At 66.9% G+C, this 21,861-nt stretch carries 19 protein-coding genes; 10 read left to right on the top strand and 9 right to left on the bottom strand.

Annotated elements, in window-relative coordinates:
• The first annotated feature begins 531 nt into the window (after positions 1 to 531).
• Entirely contained in the window at positions 532 to 1,011 is a 480-nt protein-coding gene (locus tag AC3A4T_RS05345; protein WP_487674463.1) for a hypothetical protein, read from the top strand.
• A 130-nt stretch (positions 1,012 to 1,141) separates the two neighbouring features.
• On the opposite strand, the gene AC3A4T_RS05350 is transcribed toward AC3A4T_RS05345, so the two are convergent.
• The 4 genes from AC3A4T_RS05350 to AC3A4T_RS05365 all read right to left on the bottom strand — a co-directional run bounded on the left by AC3A4T_RS05350 (position 1,142) and on the right by AC3A4T_RS05365 (position 5,187).
• Positions 1,142 to 1,945, bottom strand: coding sequence for a hypothetical protein (locus AC3A4T_RS05350; protein WP_056116405.1), 804 nt, complete (start codon positions 1,943 to 1,945; stop codon positions 1,142 to 1,144).
• 288 nt (positions 1,946 to 2,233) lie between these two features.
• Entirely contained in the window at positions 2,234 to 2,674 is a 441-nt protein-coding gene (locus tag AC3A4T_RS05355; protein ID WP_056116408.1) for a VOC family protein, read from the bottom strand.
• 397 nt (positions 2,675 to 3,071) lie between these two features.
• Positions 3,072 to 3,896 (bottom strand): helix-turn-helix domain-containing protein, encoded by an 825-nt coding sequence (locus AC3A4T_RS05360; RefSeq protein ID WP_487674433.1) that lies wholly within the window; start codon positions 3,894 to 3,896, stop codon positions 3,072 to 3,074.
• A 10-nt stretch (positions 3,897 to 3,906) separates the two neighbouring features.
• Positions 3,907 to 5,187, bottom strand: a complete 1,281-nt coding sequence (locus tag AC3A4T_RS05365; RefSeq protein ID WP_487674434.1) for a 6-phosphofructokinase — start codon at positions 5,185 to 5,187, stop codon at positions 3,907 to 3,909.
• Positions 5,188 to 5,391: 204 nt separating this feature from the next.
• Between AC3A4T_RS05365 and AC3A4T_RS05370 the strand changes: the two genes are divergently transcribed.
• From AC3A4T_RS05370 to AC3A4T_RS05380, 3 genes are all read left to right on the top strand, one after another.
• The gene (locus AC3A4T_RS05370) at positions 5,392 to 5,970 is read left to right on the top strand and encodes an adenylate kinase (RefSeq protein WP_487674435.1); all 579 of its coding nucleotides are present in this window, start codon (positions 5,392 to 5,394) and stop codon (positions 5,968 to 5,970) included.
• Positions 5,971 to 6,221: 251 nt separating this feature from the next.
• Positions 6,222 to 7,595, top strand: a complete 1,374-nt coding sequence (gene mpl, locus AC3A4T_RS05375; RefSeq protein WP_487674464.1) for a UDP-N-acetylmuramate:L-alanyl-gamma-D-glutamyl-meso-diaminopimelate ligase — start codon at positions 6,222 to 6,224, stop codon at positions 7,593 to 7,595.
• A gap of 229 nt (positions 7,596 to 7,824) precedes the next feature.
• Positions 7,825 to 8,415: an LON peptidase substrate-binding domain-containing protein gene (locus AC3A4T_RS05380; protein ID WP_487674436.1), complete on the top strand. Its 591-nt coding sequence runs from the start codon at positions 7,825 to 7,827 to the stop codon at positions 8,413 to 8,415.
• A 365-nt stretch (positions 8,416 to 8,780) separates the two neighbouring features.
• Here AC3A4T_RS05380 and AC3A4T_RS05385 read toward each other — a convergent pair whose 3' ends face one another.
• The gene (locus tag AC3A4T_RS05385; protein ID WP_487674437.1) at positions 8,781 to 10,796 is read right to left on the bottom strand and encodes a bifunctional DedA family/phosphatase PAP2 family protein; all 2,016 of its coding nucleotides are present in this window, start codon (positions 10,794 to 10,796) and stop codon (positions 8,781 to 8,783) included.
• Positions 10,797 to 10,973: 177 nt separating this feature from the next.
• On the opposite strand from AC3A4T_RS05385, the gene AC3A4T_RS05390 reads away from it, so the two are divergent.
• The gene (locus tag AC3A4T_RS05390) at positions 10,974 to 11,633 is read left to right on the top strand and encodes a protein kinase family protein (RefSeq protein WP_487674438.1); all 660 of its coding nucleotides are present in this window, start codon (positions 10,974 to 10,976) and stop codon (positions 11,631 to 11,633) included.
• A gap of 92 nt (positions 11,634 to 11,725) precedes the next feature.
• A complete protein-coding gene (locus AC3A4T_RS05395) occupies positions 11,726 to 12,544 on the top strand; it encodes an SDR family oxidoreductase (RefSeq protein WP_487674439.1) in 819 nt (272 codons plus the stop codon).
• 359 nt (positions 12,545 to 12,903) lie between these two features.
• Here the strand turns inward: AC3A4T_RS05395 and AC3A4T_RS05400 are convergent, their stop codons facing one another.
• Positions 12,904 to 14,493 (bottom strand): M20/M25/M40 family metallo-hydrolase, encoded by a 1,590-nt coding sequence (locus AC3A4T_RS05400; RefSeq protein WP_487674440.1) that lies wholly within the window; start codon positions 14,491 to 14,493, stop codon positions 12,904 to 12,906.
• A gap of 239 nt (positions 14,494 to 14,732) precedes the next feature.
• Between AC3A4T_RS05400 and AC3A4T_RS05405 the strand changes: the two genes are divergently transcribed.
• From AC3A4T_RS05405 to AC3A4T_RS05415, 3 genes are all read left to right on the top strand, one after another.
• On the top strand, positions 14,733 to 15,953 hold the full coding sequence (locus tag AC3A4T_RS05405) for an aspartate aminotransferase family protein (RefSeq protein ID WP_487674441.1): 1,221 nt from the start codon (positions 14,733 to 14,735) through the stop codon (positions 15,951 to 15,953).
• Positions 15,954 to 15,970: 17 nt separating this feature from the next.
• Entirely contained in the window at positions 15,971 to 16,393 is a 423-nt protein-coding gene (locus tag AC3A4T_RS05410; RefSeq protein ID WP_487674442.1) for an HIT family protein, read from the top strand.
• 254 nt (positions 16,394 to 16,647) lie between these two features.
• Complete coding sequence (locus AC3A4T_RS05415; protein WP_487674443.1) at positions 16,648 to 18,762, top strand: TonB-dependent siderophore receptor; 2,115 nt, start codon at positions 16,648 to 16,650, stop codon at positions 18,760 to 18,762.
• An 83-nt stretch (positions 18,763 to 18,845) separates the two neighbouring features.
• Here AC3A4T_RS05415 and hemL read toward each other — a convergent pair whose 3' ends face one another.
• Both hemL and thiE read right to left on the bottom strand, forming a co-directional pair.
• A complete protein-coding gene (gene hemL, locus AC3A4T_RS05420; protein ID WP_487674444.1) occupies positions 18,846 to 20,129 on the bottom strand; it encodes a glutamate-1-semialdehyde 2,1-aminomutase in 1,284 nt (427 codons plus the stop codon).
• Positions 20,122 to 20,775 carry a thiamine phosphate synthase gene (thiE, locus tag AC3A4T_RS05425; protein ID WP_487674445.1) on the bottom strand — a complete coding sequence of 218 codons (654 nt, stop codon included), beginning with the start codon at positions 20,773 to 20,775 and terminating at the stop codon, positions 20,122 to 20,124. Before thiE ends, hemL begins: the two co-directional genes overlap by 8 nt.
• A gap of 64 nt (positions 20,776 to 20,839) precedes the next feature.
• Here thiE and AC3A4T_RS05430 point away from each other — a divergent pair, with 64 nt between their 5' ends.
• Positions 20,840 to 21,031: a rubredoxin gene (locus AC3A4T_RS05430; RefSeq protein ID WP_487674446.1), complete on the top strand. Its 192-nt coding sequence runs from the start codon at positions 20,840 to 20,842 to the stop codon at positions 21,029 to 21,031.
• Positions 21,032 to 21,107: 76 nt separating this feature from the next.
• Here the strand turns inward: AC3A4T_RS05430 and AC3A4T_RS05435 are convergent, their stop codons facing one another.
• Complete coding sequence (locus AC3A4T_RS05435) at positions 21,108 to 21,548, bottom strand: DUF192 domain-containing protein (RefSeq protein ID WP_487674465.1); 441 nt, start codon at positions 21,546 to 21,548, stop codon at positions 21,108 to 21,110.
• Between the last annotated feature and the right edge of the window lie 313 nt (positions 21,549 to 21,861).

Here is a 21,861-nt window from a genome sequence, read left to right on the forward strand (position 1 = left end):
TGCCGCGGAATCGCGTCTGTGCGCTGCGTTGTGTTGCATTGCAGCGACGCCGTGATGCGAGCACGGCGTGCGGCGACTATGGCATAGGCGCCGGGCCGGCGTCAGCGGGCGAGGCCGTGCTGCGACGCGCGTCCGCGTGCCGCGGCCGGGCTTGCGACCCCAGTCACGGATCGTGTGCGGCGGGTTTCAGGATCGATACGTTTCATGCGGGGCGAGTGGAGCGCTGTCGTAAGTGCGGCGCGTGGCTGAATGCGAGTCTCGCGCTGATGATGCGTTCGCGCGGAGCGAGCGAGTGAACCCGAGCAAACGAATTCGACCGAGCAGGCTCGACCAAGCGAGATCGAACCAGCGGGGCTCGAGTGAACGACCGGCGCCGGCGCGCCGGCGTCATGGCCGACACGTCGCAACGGCAGCGCATGGGGTGAAGTGATGGTTCAGCCGATGCGTGCCAGTCTGCCCCGGCCTTGTAGTCAGGAGCCGACGATGCGAACCGTCCCCGTCTTGGCCTGCGCCTTGTTCGCGCTGGCCCCCATGCTGGCCTCGGCGGCCGCCGATCCGGTCCCGGAGATCAAGCGCGATGCCGCGATCGCCGCCCAGCCGGTCGGCGGCGTGCATACGTTGCGGCAGATCCCCGAAGCCTGCGCGCGCATCGAAGGCCAGTTCACCGGCCAGGCCGAACCGGCGTACAAATTCGCGGTCGTGCGCACCAGCCCGAACTGTCAGCCGCGTGCGCGCTTCGTCGATGCGGCCAAGGCCAAGCCGTCCGAAGCCTCCGGCTGGAAATTCAACGACCTGATCCGGGTGCCCAGCGCGGCCTGTCCGCAGCAGCAGGCAGTGGTGCGGATCTGGCGCAAGCCGGCCGCGGCCGCAGTGCCGCCGAGCCTGGATGCGCAGGGCAAGTCGCGCCTGTACCTGCAGGACGAAAAGGAAAAGGCCGCGGCCAACAAGCTGGCGGCGATCCCGATGTTCGCCGCGGCGATGTCGGTCGAGGGCAAGCCCTGCGGAGGTTGAGCCGCAGGGGGCGATCGATCCGTGTCCGTGCCGGATGACGGACATGCCGGATGACAAATCCGCCGGATAACGAAAAAGGGCCGCGATGCGGCCCTTTTTCTGGTCTCGCCGACCGCGAGCTGCGCGGCGATTACTTGGCCGCGCGGCAATCCTTGAGGATCACCAGACGCTCGGCGTCTTCGTAGTAATCGAAGGTGCCGGTGAGGTTGATGCGGTCGTTGGTGCGCAGCGACAGCGCATAGCCCTTCTGGTCGGAGGCCAGCTTGCACATCACCCGGGTCTGATAGAGCAGGGTGCGGCTCTGAGTCAGGCCGGGGATCAGCGATGGGTTCATGTCGTAGAACACGCGCAGGATGCCGCCGTCGGTGGTCACGCCCTTGTTCACGCCCTTGAGCGTGTAGACGCGGCCTTTGTAGCGGGTGTCGACAACCGCGACGTTTTCCTTGGCCTGCTGCTCGACCTCGGTGGCCAGCGCGGTGGCCGACATCGCGATCGGCTTGGCCGCCGCGGCCGCGGCGCGCGCCGGCGCGGTCTTGCCCGGCTTGAGCTGGGTCAGCATGCCGCACATGGCCTTCTTGATCTCGCCGGCGTTGCCGAACGAGCCCTTGCGGGTCTTGAGCACCATGCTGACTTCGCCGTCGGCGGTCGCGCTGATGCTGATCGGCAGCGGACGATGCACGGCGCTGGCCGGTTCCTCGACCAGCAGCGAGCCGCCCTGAATGTCCTCGTCGAGGATCTGCATGCTGTTGCCGATGGCGATGTTGCGCATCTGGCCGATCGCGCTGGCGGTGCTCAGGCCGGCGACCTTCACCGAGGTGGAATACTCGCCGCCGGTGATGGGGTTGCCCTTCTTGGTGAAGTTGTCGTCGCATTGGTCGGCGAAAGCCGACAGCGACGGAACGAGCAGCAGCAGCGGTAAGAACTTGCCTTTCATCGAGCACTCCCTGAGTGATGACACTGTGCGTCCGTGCGCCCCTGTGTCGCATGAACGCTTGCGGCGGCAGATTGCCGCAATCTCAGTGGCTATTCAATGTGCAGGCGATGACCGCACGCGTGCAGCGGCCTGATTACCGGACGCAGCGCACAGTGTGACGGGGCGCTTGGCCCGGGCGGACAAGCGCGGATTTGCCCGCAGCGGACGCGAGGTGTCGTGCGCCCGCTGCGGCGCTTGGTCCGCGGCTTGGCCGATTCGGTCTGTTCGTTCCGCCGCGCGGGGTTCGACTCAGCAGTCGGGATCTTGATCGTAACGGCGCTGCATTTCGTCCGGTTCGATCTTTTCGATGCTGTGGCCGATATTCCAGCGATGGCCGAACGGGTCGATCACGGTGCCGGAGCGTTCGCCGTAGAAATGATCGCGCGGCGCCATCGCCAACTGCGCGCCGGCCGCGACCGCGCGCGCGACCACATCGTCGGCGTCGTCGACATGCAGGTGCAGGGTGTGGCTGTGGCCGCGCGCGGGTTCGGGGCGGCGGATGTCGACTTCGGGGAATTCCTCGCACAGCATCAAGGTGGTGCCGCCCAGATCGAGTTCGACATGGCCGATGCGGCCGCCGGGTTCGACCAGACGGAATTTTTCGCTCGCGTCGAACACCTTGCAGTAGAACTCGACCGCGGCCTGGGCATCGGCGACGCACAGGTAGGAGAACAATTCATGGACGGCCATGGCGGGCTCCGGGAGGATGTGATCGCAAGTCTGCGCCGGTGGTTGGGCGCTGGATTGGATGGAATTTACCTGGGCGGCGTCGGCCGTCGATGGTTTTCCTGTCTTGGCTGACTGAGTCAGTCTGGCCTGCAGGAGCCACGAGTCGAGTGCGCATGCCCGAGGTCTTTTGTGGGAGGGGCTTGAGCCCCGACGCCTTCCGATCCGACATCGCGATCTGAAAGAAAAGCGTCGGGGCTGAAGCCCCTCCCACAAAAACTCGGGGCATTCGAAAGGCTCGAAGGTTCAAGATGAGGCTCGGGCATCTGCCCAAGTATCCATCCCCGCTTCGGTTACACACTTCGCTGTCTGATCGCGCGGACCCAGCCAGGCCCGGGATCGTACCCGCAGCGCCTCTCGCTCAAGCCACCGGCAAATGGTGCGCACTCGCGGCGGCGGCGGCCACGTACTCGCGCGGGCTCACTCCGGTGAACTCGCGGAATTCGCGGATCAGATGCGATTGATCGAAGTACCCGGCATCCAACGCGAGTTGCGCCCAGCCCGGCCGCGGCGTCGCCGACAACGCCTTCAGCAGGCGCTTGAAACGCAGCACCCGCGCATAGCGCTTGGGCGCCAGACCGGCGGCCTCGCGAAAGCGGGCGATGAAATGGCGGTGACTGCGGCCGCTGCCATGCGCGAGCGCGGCGATGCGATCGGCGCCGATCGGTTCGTGCTGCAGTCGGTGCAGAGCGTCGGCGATCTGCGGATCGAGCCCATGCAACGGCCGCAGGCGCGCGCGCAGGAAGCGTTCGAAGACCGCGCGGCGGCGGATCGGATCGGCCGTCGCGGCCAGGCGTTCGTACAAGCCATCGGCCTGGGCGCCGCACAGATCACGCAGGTCGGTATGCGCGCCTTCCAGTTCGGACGCGGAAACGCCGAACAAGGCCAGCGCGGCGCCCGGCCTCAGCACCGCGCCAACCGAAGCGGCCGGCAATGAAGTGTCCTTGATGCAGTAAGAAGCCCGCACCCCACCCACCACCGCGGGCGAATACACCCGCCCGATCCGATCGCCCGCATCCGCATACAAGCGCAGCGACGGCCCATCGAGGCGGATCGCCAGATGCATCGCGCCGCTGGGCAGCGAATGCTCGCGCGCATGCGCGGGCGCCGCGGCCGGACGCGCGCTGACCCAGACCTGTTCGATCCAGGGCCGCAGTTCCGGCAGCAACGGCGCGTCGGCGGACATGGGCCTGGGTTCAGCCCTCGAACGGCGGCAGCTTGGGCTTGACCGCGACGTTCTTGAGCGTGACGTACTTCGGCAGGCCATCGCGCCCATACGGCGGCGGCGCCTCGCCGCGGATCAACGGTTCCAGATAGCGTCGCGCGGCCGCGGTGATGCCGTAGCCGTCCTTGCGCAGAAACCCGGCCGGCATCTTCTTCTCGTGATTGGCCACCTTGTCCAGCGGCGCGGCCTCGATCTTCCAGCGATACGGCGCATCGGAGGTGCGCACGATCACCGGCATCACCGAGTTCATGCCCTTGAGCGCGTACTCGACCGCGGCCTTGCCGACCGCGCGCGCCTGCTCGACGTCGGTCTTGGAGGCGACATGCCGGGCCGAGCGCTGCAGATAATCCGGCAGCGCCCAATGCACCTTGTAGCCCAGCGCGTCCTTGACCCGGCCGGCCAGATGCGAGGCGACCCCGCCGAGCTGGGTGTGGCCGAACGAATCCTTGCCGCCGCCGGCATCGGCGACGAAGCGGCCGTCGGCGGTCTGGATGCCTTCGCTGGCGACCACCACGCAATAGCCCACGCGTTCGACCGTGGCTTTGACCTTGGCGAAGAAATCGGCTTCGTCATAGGGGCGCTCGGGAAACAGGATCAGGTGCGGCGCGGCGTCCGCGCCGTCGCCGGCCAGGCCGGCCGCGGCCGCGAGCCAGCCGGCGTGGCGGCCCATCGCCTCGTACACGAACACCTTGGTCGAGGTCTCGGCCATCGCCGCCACGTCCAGCGCGGCCTCGCGCACCGACACCGCGGTGTACTTGGCGGCCGAGCCGAAACCCGGGCAGCAGTCGGTCACCGCCAGGTCGTTGTCGACCGTCTTGGGCACGCCGATGCAGGTCAGCGGATAGCCGAATTCGGCCGCCAGGCGCGAAACCTTGAGCGCGGTGTCGGCCGAATCGTTGCCGCCGTTGTAGAGGAACCAGCGCACGTCGTGGGCCTTGAGCACGGCCAGCAGGCGCTCGTAGCGGGCGCGGTCGGCGTCCAGCGACTTCAGCTTGACCCGGCACGAGCCGAACGCGCCGCCCGGGGTGTGGCCCAGGGCCGCGATCGCCGCGGCCGACTCCTTGGAGGTGTCGATCAGCTCCTCGCGCAGCGCGCCGAGGATGCCGTTGCGGGCCGCCAATACCTTGATTCCGCGCGCCCGCGCGGTCTCGATCACCGCCGAGGCGGTGGCGTTGATGACGGCGGTCACACCGCCCGATTGCGCGTACAGCAGGTTTCCAGCGGGTTTTGCGGAGGACTTCGCGGTCGGCATGGGGATTCCAGGATTTGCGCCGGTTTGCGGTAAGCTGACCGCAATATTCCCCGGCGGGTGAATGGCGGCTGTGAGTGTAGCGCCGCCCCGCGGACGGGCCAGCGACGAGGTCGGCGATCGCCGATCTGGGGCGCGGCCCGACGGGCCGCCCCGGCGCAGTGCGCGCGGGCGCGACGGTTTCATGTTGTCTCAGGAGCGATGTTGATGCGATTGGTATTACTGGGCGCGCCCGGTTCCGGCAAGGGCACGCAAGCCACGCGGCTCAAGGAGCATCTGCAGGTGCCGCATATTTCCACCGGCGATCTGTTGCGCGCCGAAGTCGCCGCCGGCAGCAAGCTGGGCCTGGAAGCCAAGGCGGTGATGGACGCCGGCAATCTGGTCAGCGACGAAATCCTGCTGGGCATGCTCGAGGGCCGTTTCTCGCGTCCCGACACCGCCGGGGGTTTCATTCTCGACGGCTACCCGCGCAATCTGGCCCAGGCCGATGCGATGGACGCGCTGCTCAAGAAGATCGGCCAGCCGATGGACTTCGCCGTGCAGCTGGAAGTGCCGATCGAGCTGCTGGTCGAGCGCATCGCCGGCCGCGCCGCCGAGCAGGGCCGCAAGGACGACAGTCCCGAAGCCGTGCGCACCCGTCTGAAGGTGTACGACGACGTGACCGCGCCGGTCATCGAGTACTACCGCCAGCACGGCCGCCTGACCGTGGTCGACGGCGTGGGTTCGCTGGACGAAGTGTTCACCCGCATCATCGAGGCGCTGGAGCCGGCGCCGACGGTGGGTTGAGTTTTTCGCAGTGGCGTTGCTCCCTCTCCCGCCCGCGGGAGAGGGCCGGGGTGAGGGCACACGCGCCCGCAATCCTGTCGTGAGCGGGGAATCCGAGGCCGTCGAGCAGGGCTTGCGCGCGATAGCAACCGCCGTCGTTGACCGATCCTCGCGTGCCCTCACCCCAGCCCTCTCCCGCAAGCGGAACAGGGGGCGTTGGTGCCAGCGGGAGTCGCTTTGTTGAACACCCGCATCCTCTTTCGGAATTTCGGATCTTGAAGCTCCATATCTTGGGCATCGCCGGCACCTTCATGGGCGGCGTCGCCGCGCTCGCGCGCGAACTCGGGCATGCGGTCGAAGGCAGCGATCAGGCGGTGTACCCGCCGATGTCGACCCAGCTCGAACAGCTCGGCATCGCGTTGCAGCAGGGCTACAAGCCCGAACACATTTCCGCCGATTGCGACGAGATCGTGGTCGGCAACGCGCTGTCGCGCGGCAACGCCGCGGTCGAGCAGGTGCTCGACGACGGACGCAAGTACACCTCCGGCGCGCAGTGGTTGTCCGAACAGGTGCTGCCGGGACGCGACACGCTCGCGGTCGCCGGCACCCACGGCAAGACCACGACCACCTCGATCCTGACCTGGCTGTTGCAGGCCACCGGCCGCGAGCCCGGCTTCCTGATCGGCGGGGTGGCCGAGGATTTCGGCGTGTCCGCGCGCATCGGCGGCGGTCGCGAATTCGTGGTCGAGGCCGACGAATACGACACCGCGTTCTTCGACAAGCGCAGCAAGTTCGTCCACTACCGGCCGCTGGTGGCGATCCTCAATAATCTTGAATACGACCACGCCGATATCTTCCCCGACGTGGCCGCGATCCAGCGCCAGTTCCACCATCTGGTGCGTACCGTGCCGCGCCGCGGCCGCCTGATCGTCAACGGCGAAGACGAGCGTCTGAGCGAAGTGTTGGCGATGGGCTGCTGGACGCCGGTCGAACGCTTCGGCCTGGAAGGCAAGGCCGGTTACGAATGGACCGCGCGGCTGCTGGCCGAGGACGGCAGCGCGTTCGTGGTGATCCACCGCGGCCGCGATATCGGCGAAGTGCGCTGGCCCTTGCTCGGTCGCCACAACGTCATGAACGCATTGGCCGCGCTCGCCGCGGCCAATGCGGTCGGGGTCGAGGTCGCCTCGGTGCTGCCGGCGCTGGCCGGGTTCCGCAGCGTCAAGCGCCGGCTCGAAGTGATCGGCGAGACCGGTGGGATCACCGTGTACGACGATTTCGCTCACCATCCGACCGCGATCGCGACCACGCTCGCCGGCTTGCGCGCGCGCGTGGGCACGGCGCGGATCGTGGTGGCGATGGAACCGCGCAGCAATTCGATGCGGCTGGGCGCGCATTCCGACGCGCTCGCGCCGTCGCTCGACGGCGCCGACGTCGTCGTGTTCCTGCATCGGCCGGAATTGGTCTGGGACGCGGGCAAGGTTCTCGCTGGCCTGCGCGGCGAAGGCGTGACCGTGGCCGACGCCGATGGCTTGATCGCCGCGTTGCGCGAACGCGTGCGCGCCGGGGACCATGTCGTGTTCATGTCCAACGGCGGTTTCGATGGGGCGCCGCGGCGGTTTTTTGGGGCCGGGATTGGGGATTCGTGATTCGGGATTGGCAAAGGCGGGATTGGTAAAAGCGGGATTCGCTCAGGCTTGCGCGATGCGTTGAGGCGTTGGTCGTTGCCTCGACAGCCATGATGCGATCGCGGTTTTGTTTTGCCGTCAGCGGACGCCGACGCGTCGCGCCGTGATGCCGCTGGCGCTAGCCGCTACGCGTTTCCATAGCGCCGATAAGCGCTCGAAACACCGGCCTGGGGCCGGGTACACTGCGGCCATGTCCTCCGAGCCCGCCGTCGCCGAATCGCTGGGATTGTTCCCGCTGCATACCGTGCTGCTGCCGGGCGGCTCGTTGAGCCTGCGCGTGTTCGAACGCCGTTATCTCGATCTGGTGCGCGAATGCGGCCGGGTCGGTCGCGGCTTCGGGGTCTGTCTGATCATCGACGGCGAAGAAGTCGGCGCGCCGGCCGCGGCCGCGGCGTTCGGAACCGAAGCGGTAATCGAGGATTTCGGCACCGGCGACGACGGCCTGTTGACCTTGCGGGTGCGCGGCGCGCGGCGCTTCCACGCCGACCGCGTGCGGGTGCGCGACAACGGTTTGCAGGTCGCGGACGTGCGCTGGTGCGAACCCGATCCCGACGAGGTCGTGCGGCCCGAGCATTCGCTGCTGGTGACCTTGCTGGAGCGTTTGTTCGAACAAGCCGGCGGCGAGCACAGCAAGGCCGCGCATTCGCGCTTCGACGACGCGGCCTGGGTCGGCTGGCGTCTGGCCGAACTGTTGCCGTTGACGTTGTCGCAGCGGCAGCTGCTGCTGCAGCTGGACGATCCGCATGCGCGGCTGGATCAGGTGTTGGCGTTGTTGCCTTGAGTGGGGTTTAGAGCCTCGGCCGCATCAGAAGCAAAAGCAAAAGCAAAAGCAAAAGCAAAAGCAAAAGCAAATCCCCCCTGGCCCCCCTTTTGCAAAGGGGGGAATCCGTCTCGTGGCTTTGAGGTAGCGGATACGGCGAAGCTTCGAATAGAGGCTGATTCGAATGGAGTGCGCCGTCGTGGCGGTGGCTCATACCGGATCGATCGCAATGAGTTCAATAGCTCGCAATCGGCCGAACCAATCCGCTCGGGAGAAACTGATCGAACCAATCCGACGCGGTGACCTCGCCCAAAGCTTTCCCCCTTTGGAAAAGGGGCAGGGGGGATTCGCTTCTACTCCATCCCCCAACGCATCCCACACCCCACTCAAGGCCCCGGCACAGCCCCCGGCACCCGATACTGCGACTGCATCCGCAGCACCTCCACCCCGTTCTTCGGATGCGCTTGCTGGACCATGGTGAACCCGGTCAAGGCCCGGCGCACCTGCGCATGCGCGTTGCCGTCGTCGGGCTGCGGCAACCACAGCGCGGCCGAGTCGAACGGCTTGTTGAGCTTCAAGGTCTGAGTGGTGCCGATCCACAACGGCGTCCCGTCGGACAGCACCGCCGGCGCCGGCCACAGGCGCAGTGCGTATTGAACATCCGGGGTCGGCCCGTCGCGCAGCATCAGCAGGGTTTCGGCCTGCGCGTCGAGGGTCGCCGGCAGGACCACTTGATCGCGCGGCGCGGTGTCGTCGTCGAGCAAGGCGATCGTCGCCAACCAATCGGCCTGCGGTTGCACCCGCCAGCCATTGGCTTCCAGGGTCGCGCGCAACGGCGGCAAGGGGCCGGCGATCTGCAGGTCCAGCGGCCAGCGCCGACGCGCATCGCTTTCGTTGCGTTGCGCGGGCAAGGTCGTCCAGTCGTGTTTCCACCACGCATCGGCGTTCAACACCGTGCTCGGCGTGGCCGAGGCGAACTTGGCCAACAGCGCATCGGCCGAGCGCGGCGCATGCCACAGCGCGGCGGCGACGAAGACGCTGTAGAACAGCCACGCCAGCGGCCGCATCCAGAACGAACGCGCGACGTGGCGGCGATAGGCGATGCCGAGCACCAGCAGCCAGACGATGCCGAACAAGGTGCCGCCGACCAGATCGCTGGGCCAATGCGCGCCCAGGTACAGCCGCGAAAATCCGACGAGGGTGGTGACCACGCCGGCCAGCAGGTAAGGCCACACCCGCTGCCGCCCGGGCAATTCGCGCGCGATCAAAACCGCGAAAAAACCGAATACGATCGTGGTCATGGTGACCGCGACCGAGGGGAAGCCGAAACCGGCCGGCGCGGTCGGCGGACGCGGCATGTCGATCGCCGCCTCCAGCAACGAGGTCAGCACCAGTCCGAACACGATCGCGCCGACCCAGTGCGCCGCGGCCATCCAGCGCCGCCGCCAGGCCAGATACGCCAGTACCGCCAGCGAGGCCGGGCCCAGCACCTGCGCGTCGCCGAGGCAGGCCAGCGCGGCCATCAACCGGTCGGCGAGCGGATTGCGCAAAGTCCACATGAACTCGTGGATGGTGTGATCGATCTGCAGCGGCCCGCCGCTGGCGAGCAAGGTCGCCAGCAGGGTGAACCAGATCCAGCTGATCGCGAGCAGACACACCGCCAGCATCACCAGCGAGGCCGATTCGGGCCGATTGGGATCGATCAGCGCGCCGGCGTAGCGGCCCAGGTGCGGATGTGCGCGGGTCCAGCGCAGCGCGCGCGCGAGCAGGTTGTTGGCGTGCGAGGCGAACCAGCGCCAGGTGTAGAGCACCGTCGCCCACACCAGCGCCACCGCGACCAGCAGCGCGCCGAGCACCAGCGCGAGCCGGTCGGCGACCGCCGCGACCGCGTCGTAGGACGCGCCCAGCACCCAGCCCGGGGCGAGAAACAACGCCGACCAGCCGACGCAGGCGACGAAACTGGGCAAGGCGTAGCGGCGCATCGGCATGCGCAGCATGCCGGCGATGGCCGGCACGAACGGCCGGATCGCGCCGACGAATCGGGCGATCAGGATGCTCTTGCTGCCGTGGCGGTGGAAGATGGCTTCGCCGCGGTCGAGCCATTGTGGATAACGCGAGAACGGCCAGCGTTGACGCAACTGCGGCCCCCAGCGACGACCGATCCAATAGCTCAGGCCGTCGCCGGCGAACGCGCCGAGGGTCGAGCAGGCCAGCGCGTACGGGCCGCTGATATGGCCCAGGCCGACCAGGGTGCCGACCGCGAACAGCAGCGGCAGCGCCGGCACCACGATGCCGAGAATGATGAGCGCGTCGCAGAAGGCGATCAGGAAGATCACCACGCCCGCGGCGATGGGGTGGGCCGCGATCCATGCGGTCGCGCTTTCAAGCCAGGCTGAGTCCATCGCACGATTATAGGCAGCGCTCTCTGTGGCGCGGGTGACTGGTTTTGGTGCCGGGATTCGGGATTGGGGATTCGGGATTTGTAAAGGCCTGGCGCATACGGCCAGTGAATGGCGCTTGCTGTTGCCGAATCCCCAATCTCGAATCCCCAATCCCGGCTCCGAAGTACACTTCCCCTAATGTCCCCCGAAGTTACCGAAGTGGCCGCGCTCAAGGCCGACAGTTTCGGCCGGATCGCGTTGATGCGCGACGGCGATGGCCTGTTCGTGCGCCGCGATCTGGCCCATGTGCCGTGGTGGCTGCGCCTGCCGGCGTGGTGGCTGGCGCGGCGCGAGGCGCGCGCGCTGCAACGCGTCGACGGGCTGGAGGCGACGCCGCAGCTGTTGCGCTGGGACGGTCGCCGGCTCGATCGCAGTTATCTCGACGGCGCGGCCATGTACCAGCGCCCGCCGCGCGGCGATTTGGCCTATTTCCGGCAAGCACGGCGCCTGCTGCAGCGCCTGCACCGGCGCGGCCTGGCGCATAACGATCTGGCCAAGGAGGCCAACTGGCTGGTGCTGATCGACGGCACCCCGGCGATCATCGATTTCCAGCTCGCCACCCGCGGCGACCCGCGCTCGCGCTGGATGCGCCTGCTCGCGCGCGAAGACCTGCGCCACCTGCTCAAGCACAAGCGCACCTATTGCCCGCAGGCGCTGACCCCGGTCGAACGGCGTGTGCTCAAGCGTCATTCCTGGCTGCGCGAGGTCTGGTTCGCGACCGGCAAGCCGGTCTACCGCTTCGTGACCCGGCGCATCCTGCATTGGGAAGACAACGAGGGGCAGGGGCCGAAGCCCTGACGGCCGGGATTCGGGATTGGGGATTCGGGATTAGGATGGGGCCTGATGCTTTTGCGAATCCCTAATCCCGAATCCCCAATCACGGCCTCATCATGACCAGCCTCTCAGGCAAGACCCTCTTCATCACCGGCGCCTCGCGCGGCATCGGCCGCGAGATCGCGCTGCGCGCCGCGCGCGACGGCGCCAACATCGCGATCGCGGCCAAGTCCTCGGTCGCCAATCCCAAGCTGCCGGGCACCATCCACAGCGTCGCCGCCGAAGTCGAAGCCGCCGGCGGCCGCGCGCTGGCGCTCAAGTGCGATATCCGCGAAGAAGACGAAGTCAACGCCGCGGTCGCCGCGACCGTCGACGCGTTCGGCGGTCTCGACATCCTGGTCAACAACGCCAGCGCGATCTGGCTGCGCGGCGCGCTGGACACGCCGATGAAGCGTTTCGACCTGATGCAGCAGGTCAACGCGCGCGGCAGTTTCCTGTGCGCGCAGGCCTGCCTGCCGTATCTGCAGCAGGCCGCCAACCCGCACATCCTGACCCTGGCGCCGCCGCCGAGTCTGGACGTGAAGTGGTGGGCGCCGCATACCGGTTACACCCTGGCGAAGATGGGCATGAGCTTCGTGACCCTGGGCCTGGCCGGCGAGTTCGGTCCGCGCGGGATCGCGGTCAATGCGTTGTGGCCGAAGACCATCATCGCCACCGATGCCTTGAATCTGATTCCCGGGGTTGCGCTGGATCGCTGCCGCAAGCCGCAGATCGTGGCCGACGCGGTGCATGCTGTGTTGGTGCGTCCGGCGCAGGATTTTTATGGGCGCTTCCTGATCGACGAGGAGGTGTTGACCGAGGCGGGCGTGACCGATTTCAGCAAGTACGCGGTCGATCCGAGCAAGTCGTTGTTGCCGGATTTGTTTCTGGGTTGAGTCGTCGGTGGTGATCGATTCGTAAGCGCGGCACACGCGTTCCTTATGACGTGTACCCGCACAAGCCGGCCCTGTTGGCCCCTGTAGGAGCGGCGCGAGCCGCGACCGCGAGAACGCAGTTACGACGAATGTTGCGCCGTTGCCGTGATGGCGCGGTCGCGGCTTGCGCCGCTCCTACAGGCAGGCTATGCAGCTTTGGCTTGCGCTTGAAGCCAGGCTGCGCCGGGCCAAAGCCAAAAGAGCAAACAACAACAGCACGAGCCGATCCGACGAATCCAGATCGAATCCGACCACTTTTGTGGATGGACCTCAGCACCGACCGCGAAAATCGATCAATCGCGAAACCCCAATCAACCCGATCATTTCCCCGGCTGCTTCAACGCATCCGCCAACGAATACAACAGATCCACATAGAACCGCTCACCTTCCTCCAACCCCGCAACTTTCGACCCCTTGAGCGGCTCCACCACCATGTACTCGTTAGGCGCATGCGCCCCGCTGCCATGCCCCAGCCCACCGGCGATCATCGGCAACCCCAGGGTCTGGGTGAACACGTAATACGGCGCGCTGCCGCCGATGCGCGGCGCGACCGGCGGGGTTTGGCCGTACTTGCGATACACACCCAACGCCGCGCGCGTCAGCGGCGCGTCCACCGAGGTCTGCGCCGGCGGATAACCCGACAATTTGCGTATTTCGATGTCGTCGAACCCCTTCGCATCGAGTTGTTTGCGGATCAACGCCAACGCCTGGTCCGGGGTCTGGTCCGGGACCAGGCGCGAGTCGACCTTGGCCACCGCGCGATGCGGCAGGATGGTCTTGACGCCTTCGCCGGTGTAGCCCGCCACCAGCCCATCGATATTGAGCGTGGTGTCGAACAACTCCGCCGCGGCCGCGTCGCGAAAACCGCGGCCGTTCTTCCAGCGCGCCGCGCCCAGCGATTCAAGCTGCTTGGCCTGCTCGCTCTCGCGGCCGCGCACGATGCCGTTGAACAATCGCTGCTCTTCCGCGTTGGGTGCGCGGATCGCATCGCGATAGCCGGGCACCGCGATCTCGCCGTCGGGCGTGGTCAAGGTCGCCAGCGCCTGCACCAGGCGCCAGCTCGGCGAATCGAGTTTGGCGGCGAGCGAGCCATGCACTTCGGCGCGCTGCGGGCCGCCGCTGCTGGCGTTGCCCTTGGCTTCCAGTTCCATGTAGAGAATGCCCTTGACCCCGAGGAACATCGACGCCTGTCCGTCGCGATCCTGAGTGTTCATCGGGAAGAACACGCCGTCGGCCTTGCGCAGTTGCGCTTCGTACTTGGCGACCACTTGCGGATAGTGCGGCGAGCCGAGTTCTTCCTCGCCCTCGGCCAGCACGATCAGATTCACCGGCGGTTTGCCGCGCACCTTGATGATCGCGTCGAGCGCATTGAGGAACGCGCGCTGCGGCCCTTTCTGGTTGGTCGCGCCGCGCGCCATCAGCACCTTGCCGAGCGCGGGGTCGTCGACCAGGGTGCCGGCGAAGGCGTCGACCTTCCAGCCGGTCGGCTCGATCGGCTGCACGTCGTACATCATGTAGACCACCAGCGTGTGCTCGGCGCCGGCATCGTAATAACCGTAGACGCCCGGGTGACCCGAGGTCGGCACCAGCGCGGTGTCGCGAAAGCCCAAGGTCTGCAGGTCTTCGCGCAGCAACTCGGCCATCTGCGCGATGCCTTGGTTCTGCGCGCTGATCGACGGCTGCCGCACCCAGCGCTGCAACTGGGCGAGGTCGGCGTCGCGATGCTGATGCAGGTACGCGTAGACGTCGGCGTAATCGCCGGCGAAGGGCGCCACGCTGGAGGCGTCGAAGGCGGCGGTTTCGGTGATTTCGATCCTGGGCGGCGTGGCCGCCGCCGATGCGATCGGCAACAAGGCCAGTGCGAGTGCGGCGGACAACAACGAAGCGGTGCGGCGACTGCGTGAACTCATGGCGTTTCCCTCGTCGTAGGCAAGCTTGAAGCGGGCAGGGCGCGAAGCGCCGATACGGCAGGTCGGGTGGGTTCGTGGCAAGCGGGGCCCCGACCATCGGCGTGGACCGATCATGACTGCAACCGCGCCGGCGCGGTGCGTCGCAGCGCCCGCATCGCGCAGCGGCTACCACCGACACTGCAAGCGCAGCGGCGATCGGCGACAATGGCCGTTCCGCTCCCCACCTCGCTGCCGCCCCCATGGACACCGCCTCGCTGTACGCGCTTTCCGAGCGCTATTACCTGCCCGTCTACCGTCCGCGCCGGATCGTGCTCGATCACGGCAAAGGCTCGCGGATCTGGGATCTGGACGGTCGCGAGTACGTGGACTTCGGCGCCGGCATCGCGGTCAACGCGCTCGGCCACGCGCATCCGGCGCTGATCGCGGCGCTGACCGAGCAGGCCGGTAAGCTGTGGCATACCAGCAACGTGTTCATCAGCGAACCGCCGCTGCGTCTGGCCGAACAACTGGTGTCGGCCTCGGGTTTCGCCGAGCGCGTGTTCCTGTGCAACTCCGGCGCCGAAGCCAACGAGGCGGCAATCAAGCTGGCGCGCAAATGGGCCACCGCGCAGGGCCGCGAACCCGAGCGCCGCGCGATCCTGAGTTTTCGCGGCAGTTTCCACGGCCGCACCCTGGCCGCGGTCACCGCCACCGCGCAGCCCAAGTACCACGAAGGTTTCGAACCGCTGCCGCCGGGCTTTCGCTACAGCGATTTCAACGATCTGGCCGCCGCCGAAGCGGCGATGGTCGACGGCGCGGTGTGCGCGGTGCTGGTCGAACCGGTGCAGGGCGAGGGCGGGGTGACTCCGGCCACCGACGCGTTCCTGCGCGGCCTGCGCGAGTTGTGCGATCGCCACGGCGCGCTGTTGATCCTCGACGAAATCCAGTGCGGCATGGGCCGCACCGGCGAGTTGTTCGCCTGTCATGCCTATGGCGTGACGCCCGATGTGGTCACTCTGGCCAAGGCATTGGGCAGCGGCTTTCCGATCGGTGCGATGCTGGTCGGCTCCAAGGCCGCGCAGTCGATGCAGTTCGGCGCGCACGGCACCACCTTCGGTGGCAATCCGCTGGCGGCGGCGGTCGCGGGCGCGGCCTTGCGCGAACTGCGCTCGCCCGAGTTGATGGCCAACGTCGAGCGTCAGGCGCAGGCGATCCGCGACGGCTTGGCCGCGCTCGACGCCGAGTTGAATCTGTTCGTGGAAGTGCGCGGCCGCGGCCTGATGATCGGCGCGCAGTTGCGCGAGCAACACGCGGGCAAGGCCGGCGAAATTCTCGATCGCTGCGTCGAACACGGCTTGCTGACCTTGCAGGCCGGTCCGGACGTGCTGCGTTTCGTCCCGGCGCTCAACATCGGCGACGTCGACGTGGCCGAGGGGCTGGCGCGTCTGCGCGCGGCGCTGCTGCAGTTTCTCGGTCGCTGAGCGCGACGGTAGCGGCGATGAGCGAAAGCGAATGCGTGTTCTGCGACATCGTCGCCGGCCGGGCGCCGGCGAGTTTCGTGTACCGCGACGATCGGGTCGCCGCGTTCATGGATTTGCGTCAAGCCGTGCCCGGCCACGTGTTGATCGTGCCGCTGCGGCATATTCCCGATCTGTATGTCATCGATGAGGCCACGGCTGGGCATTTGATGGCGATCGCGGTGCGCATCGCCAAGGCCCTGGCCGCCGATCAGCCGCCGGCCGGGCTGAACCTGTGGCAGTCCAATGGCGAGGCGGGTGGCCAGGAAGTCCCGCACGTGCATCTGCACGTACAGCCGCGGGTGGACGACGGCATTCTGCGCCGCTACCAGCACGAGGTGCCGGCGCCCAGCGATCGCGCGAGCCTGGACGCGCTCGCCAAGCGCATCGCCGCCCGGCTTTGACCCCGTGCCCCTGAGGCCAGGCGCTTGAGAGCAGCGGCGCCTGAGCCAAGTGACGCCTGAGTCGGGCCGATTTCGCGGTGGTTGGCAGGCCGGTAAGACAGCTTCCATGCGGCCCGCGTGCGGCGCTGTGCCACCCCTTTCGATGCCGTCCGAGTGGTTTCACAGTGCCTTTGATCGCCGCCAGGGGGCTTTACGCGGGCTTTTGGATCAAACGATAATAATTCTCGTTTGCTTCAACTTCGGAGTCCCCCCGCATGTCCCGCAGCCGCCACCTTCCGGCGCCCTTGGCCCTGGCCATCGCTTTTTCCCTGAGCGCGCCCGCGTGGGCGGCAGTCCCCGCCGAGGCCGAGGCCGCTGATCCCCAGGCCACGACCCTCGATCACATCGTCGTTCAGGGTCAATCGACCGGTTACAAGGCCGACAACGCCAGTACCGCGACCAAGACCGACACGCCGATTTCGCAAACCCCGCAGGCGATCACCGTGGTCACCGGCGAGCGGATACGCGATCAGGGCGCGCAGAACGTCCAGGATGCGCTCAACTACGCCGCCGGTGTGCGTTCGGACGCTTACGGCCTGGACTCGCGCACCGATTCGGTGCTGATCCGCGGCAGTTCGCCGCAGGAATATCTCGACGGCCTGCGCAGCTCGTTCAACTACTACACCAGCACCGCGCGCACCGATCCTTTCACGCTCGAGCGCATCGAAGTGTTGCGCGGCCCGGCGTCGATGCTGTTCGGCCAAGGCAGCACCGCCGGCGTGGTCAATCTGGTCAGCAAGCGCCCGCACGCGCAGACGCGGCGCGAAATCGGCGTGCAGCTCGGCAGCTTCGATCGTCGCCAGGTCAACGCCGACTTCACCGGTGCGCTGACCGACGACGGCACTTGGCTGTACCGCGTCGTCGGGGTCTATCGCGACAGCGAAACCCAGGTCGATCACGTCGACGACGACCGCCGCCTGATCGCGCCGTCGCTGACCTGGAAGCCGAGCGAAGACACCTCGCTGACGCTGCAGCTGCGCTGGCAGCAGGACCGCACCGGCTCGACCTCGCAGTTCTTCGGCTGGAGCGGCTCGATCGCGCCCAATCCGAACGGCCGCGTCCCGTCCCATCGCTTCATCGGCAACCCGGGCGACCACTACGACACCGACCGTACCACCGCGGGCTGGCTGTTCGAGCATCGCTTCAACGAAAACTGGACGATTCGCCAGTCCTTCCGCGCCGCGCGCAACAAGGTCGATTACGCCAGCGCGTATGGCGACCCCTTCACCGATCCGTTGAATCCTTTCGTCGATTCGCAGCAACGGGTCATCCGCCGCGAAGGCTGGTACGCCAACACCAATGTGCGGATGCAGAACATCGATCAGCACATCGAGGGCCACTTCAACACCGGCGCGGTCTCGCATCAGATGCTGCTGGGCCTGGATGCCGCGCGCTTCAAGCAAGAGGAACAGCAGTTGTTCGAGGGCGCGGAAGACCGCGGCGGCACCATGCCGGCGATCGATATCTTCAATCCGGTCTATCTGTCGCACACGCCGCCGCCGTTCGGTCCGGCGGTCAAGAGCAGCCAGCGTCAGGTCGGTGTGTATCTGCAGGATCAGATGCACGTCGGCGAACATTGGATCGTCGTTGCCGGCCTGCGTCACGATCGCGCCAAGAACGGTCTGGTCGGCGCCGGCAGCGAAGAGTCCAGCGCCACCACCAAGCGTCTGGGCGTGATGTTCCACGACTGGGCGGGCTGGTCGCCATACGTGAGCTACAGCGAATCCTTCACCCCGGTGGCCGGCACCCACGCGATTACCGGCGCGCGTTACAGGCCGCAGAAAGGCGAGCAGATCGAAGCCGGCGTCAAGTTCGAGCCGGCCGCGCGCGACTTGAGCTTCACTGCGGCCACTTATGAACTACGCGAAGAGAACCGTCTGGTGTCCGACCCGGACCATCCCAACACCAATATCCAGGCCGGCAAGACCAAGGTCAGCGGTTTTGAGTTGGAATTGACCGGCAAGCTGACCTCCAACTTCGACCTCACCGCGCACTACAACTATCTCGACAACGACAAACAATTGGAAAGCACCCCGCGCCATCAGGCCGCGGTGTGGGGCAAGCAACGCTTCAGCATCGGCGGCCGCGACGGTTTCGCCGCCGGCCTGGGCGTGCGTTATATGAGCGCGTTCGACAGCCTGCCGGCGCCAACCACGCCGTCGGTGACCCTGGCCGACGCGATGATGTCCTACGACACTGGTGCATGGCGTTGGGCGCTCAACGTCAACAATCTGACCGACAAGCGCTATTTCAGCATCTGCATGGGGCGCGGCGACTGCTGGTTCGGCTCGCGCCGCACTATCGGCTTGAGCGCTACGTTCACCTTCTGATCGCGCCTGGATCGAAAAGCGAAAGGGCCGGCGAATTCGCCGGCTCTTTCGTTTGCGCGATCGCGACGAGGCGACCGAATCGCTTACAGCGTGGCGAACGTCGCCCGCGCCGCCTCGATGGTCTCGGCGATTTCCGCCTCGCCATGCGCGCTCGACATGAACCCGGCCTCGAACGCCGACGGCGCGAGATACACGCCGCGCTCGAGCATGCCGTGGAAGAAGCGATTGAAGCGCTGCGTATCCGAGCCCATCGCATCGGCGAAACTCTGCACCGGCCCTTCGCGGAAATACAGCCCGAACATGCCCGGCGCGCGCGTGGTGTGGAAGGCGATGCCGGCCTCGCGCGCGGCCGCTTCCAGGCCGTCGCACAACGCATGCGTGCTGCGTTCCAGCGCGTCGTGGAAACCGGGTTGCTGGATCAGCTCCAAGGTCGCCAAGCCCGCGGCCATCGCCACCGGATTGCCGCTGAGCGTGCCGGCCTGATAGATCGGTCCGCTCGGCGCGACCTGACTCATCAGATCGCGCCGGCCGCCGTAAGCGCCGACCGGCATGCCGCCGCCGATGATCTTGCCGAACGTGCTCAGGTCCGGCGTGATGCCGTAACGCTGCTGCGCGCCGCCGAGCGCGACCCGGAAACCGGTCATCACTTCGTCGAAGATCAACAGCACGCCGTGCTTGGTGCAGAGCGCGCGCAGGTGCTGCAGATAGCCGTCCTTCGGCAGGATGCAATTGGCGTTGCCGACGATCGGTTCGATGATGAGGCCGGCGATATCGCTGCCGGCTTCGTCGAACAACTGCGTCGCCGCATCGAAATCGTTGTAGGGCAGGGTCAGGGTCAAATCGGCCAGCGCCGCCGGCACGCCCGGCGAATTCGGCAGACCCAGGGTCAGCGCGCCGCTGCCGGCCTTGACCAGAAAACTGTCGCCGTGGCCGTGGTAACAGCCCTCGAATTTGACGATGCGGGTGCGCCCGGTCGCGCCGCGCGCCACCCGGATCGCCGACAAGGTCGCCTCAGTGCCCGAATTGACCATGCGCACCATCTCGCAGCTCGGCACGATCCGGGTGATCGCCTCGGCCATCGTCACTTCCAGCGCGTTGGGCACGCCGAAGCTCAGGCCGTTGCGCATGGTTTTCTCGACCGCGGCCAGCACTTGCGGGTGCGCATGGCCGGCGATCATCGGGCCCCACGAACCGACGTAATCGATATAGCGATGACCGTCGACGTCGTACAGGTACGCGCCTTGCGCGCGCTCGGCGAAGAACGGCTCGCCGCCGACCGACTTGAACGCGCGCACCGGCGAATTGACGCCGCCGGGCAACAGTTCGCTGGCGCGGGTGAAGAGTTCGTGGGAGCGGGGGTTATTCATTTGGCAATTCTTCGGATCGGGCTTCATCGAAGCAGGAGAGGTAGGCGCGCACCGCGGCGGTCGGATCGGGCGCGTCGAACACGCCGCTGATGACGGCCAGCAGATCGGCGCCGGCGTCGACCAACGAGCGCGCATTGTCCGGGGTGATTCCGCCGATCGCCACCCGCGGCAGGCGCAGGATCGCCGATTGCTTCAATAACTCGGGCGTCGCGCGGCGCGCATTGGGTTTGGTCGGCGAAGCGAAGAACGCGCCGAAGGCGATGTAACTGGCGCCGGTCGCGGCCGCCGCGCGGGCCAGATCGAAGCGGTCGTAGCACGATGCACCGATCAGAGCGCGATCGCCCATCGTCGCGCGCGCCGCGGCCAGTTCGCCGTCGTCTTCGCCCAGATGCGCGCCGTCGGCGCCGATCTGCGCGGCCAGGCGCCAGTCGTCGTTGACGATCAGCGGCACGCCGTGGCGGCGGCAGATCGGCAGCAGCGCCAACGCTTGCTCGCGGCGCAACTGCGGATCGGCCGCCTTGTTGCGGTATTGCAGCCATTGCGCGCCGGCGACCAGCACCGTTTCGACTCGCGCTGCCAGACGCCGGGTGTCGGCATCGTCGGGTGTTATCGCGTACAGGCCGCGCTGCGGCCATGGTGAATTCATGCGTCTGCTTCCGTCGGAGAGGGCGGGATGGGACAATACCGTCCCGCAGAACCATTATCCGCCCATGTCCGAGATCGCCGCGACCACCGCTTACCGCACCTGGATGTGCGTCGTGTGCGGCTTTATTTACGACGAAGCCCTGGGGCTGCCGGAAGAGGGCTTGTCCCCGGGCACCCGCTGGGCGGACGTTCCGGACACCTGGACCTGCCCGGACTGCGGCGTGACCAAGGACGACTTCGAGATGATGGAAGTCTGAGAGGGCTGAAGGTGGCCGTGGACCACGCGTCCGCGGCGGACCTGCGTAGAACCACGGACCGGCATTGCTCGTCCGTTTACTCGATACCGGGCCCGAACCGCAGTTCCGCCCCATCCTTGAGCTTCAACCTGGCCGCCTGGCCAGCATTGAGCTCCAGCACGTACTTCGCCGGCGCATCGCTGGGATAGGGCGGACAGCTGTTGCCGCCCGAGCAGGGCGGGACGTCGCGCTGCTGCGACACCAGCCGGCGCTTGCCGTCGAAGTAAAGGATATCCAGCGGGATATGGGTGTTCTTCATCCAGTAAGCCAGCGGCTCCTCGCGCTCATGCACGAACACCATGCCGCGGTCGGCCGCCATTTCGTCGCGGAACATCAGCCCGCGCGCCCGCGATTCGTCGTCCTTGGCCACTTCCACCGTATAGCGCTGGCCGCCGATCTCGACCCAGGCGCCGTTGCCGGACCCGCAGCCCGACAGAGCCAGGCCACAACATACGATCAGCACGCGCAGCTTCGACATGGAGCGGTTCCTTACAGTGCGGGACAGGACGTCGCGAACATCCGACAGCGCCCCTCGATCGTCAAGATCGCAGCGGGCGAAATTATTTTCGATCAGCTCTTCCCAATCCCCATTCAGATCTGCATAATGCGCGGCCCCGCTGACCGGTTGATTGGTTGACGGGGACGCGCAAAAGCAGCGGTTTCGACAGGAGTTGACGGTCTGAAACATTGCTGTAAGATGCGCGGCCCGCTGACCGGTTTGTAGGTTGGCGGGACGCGCGGAAAGCGGCGGTTTCGACAAGTGTTGACGAGTCGAAAACATGCTGTAAGAT

Source organism: Lysobacter sp. Soil_N_51 (assembly GCF_057655755.1).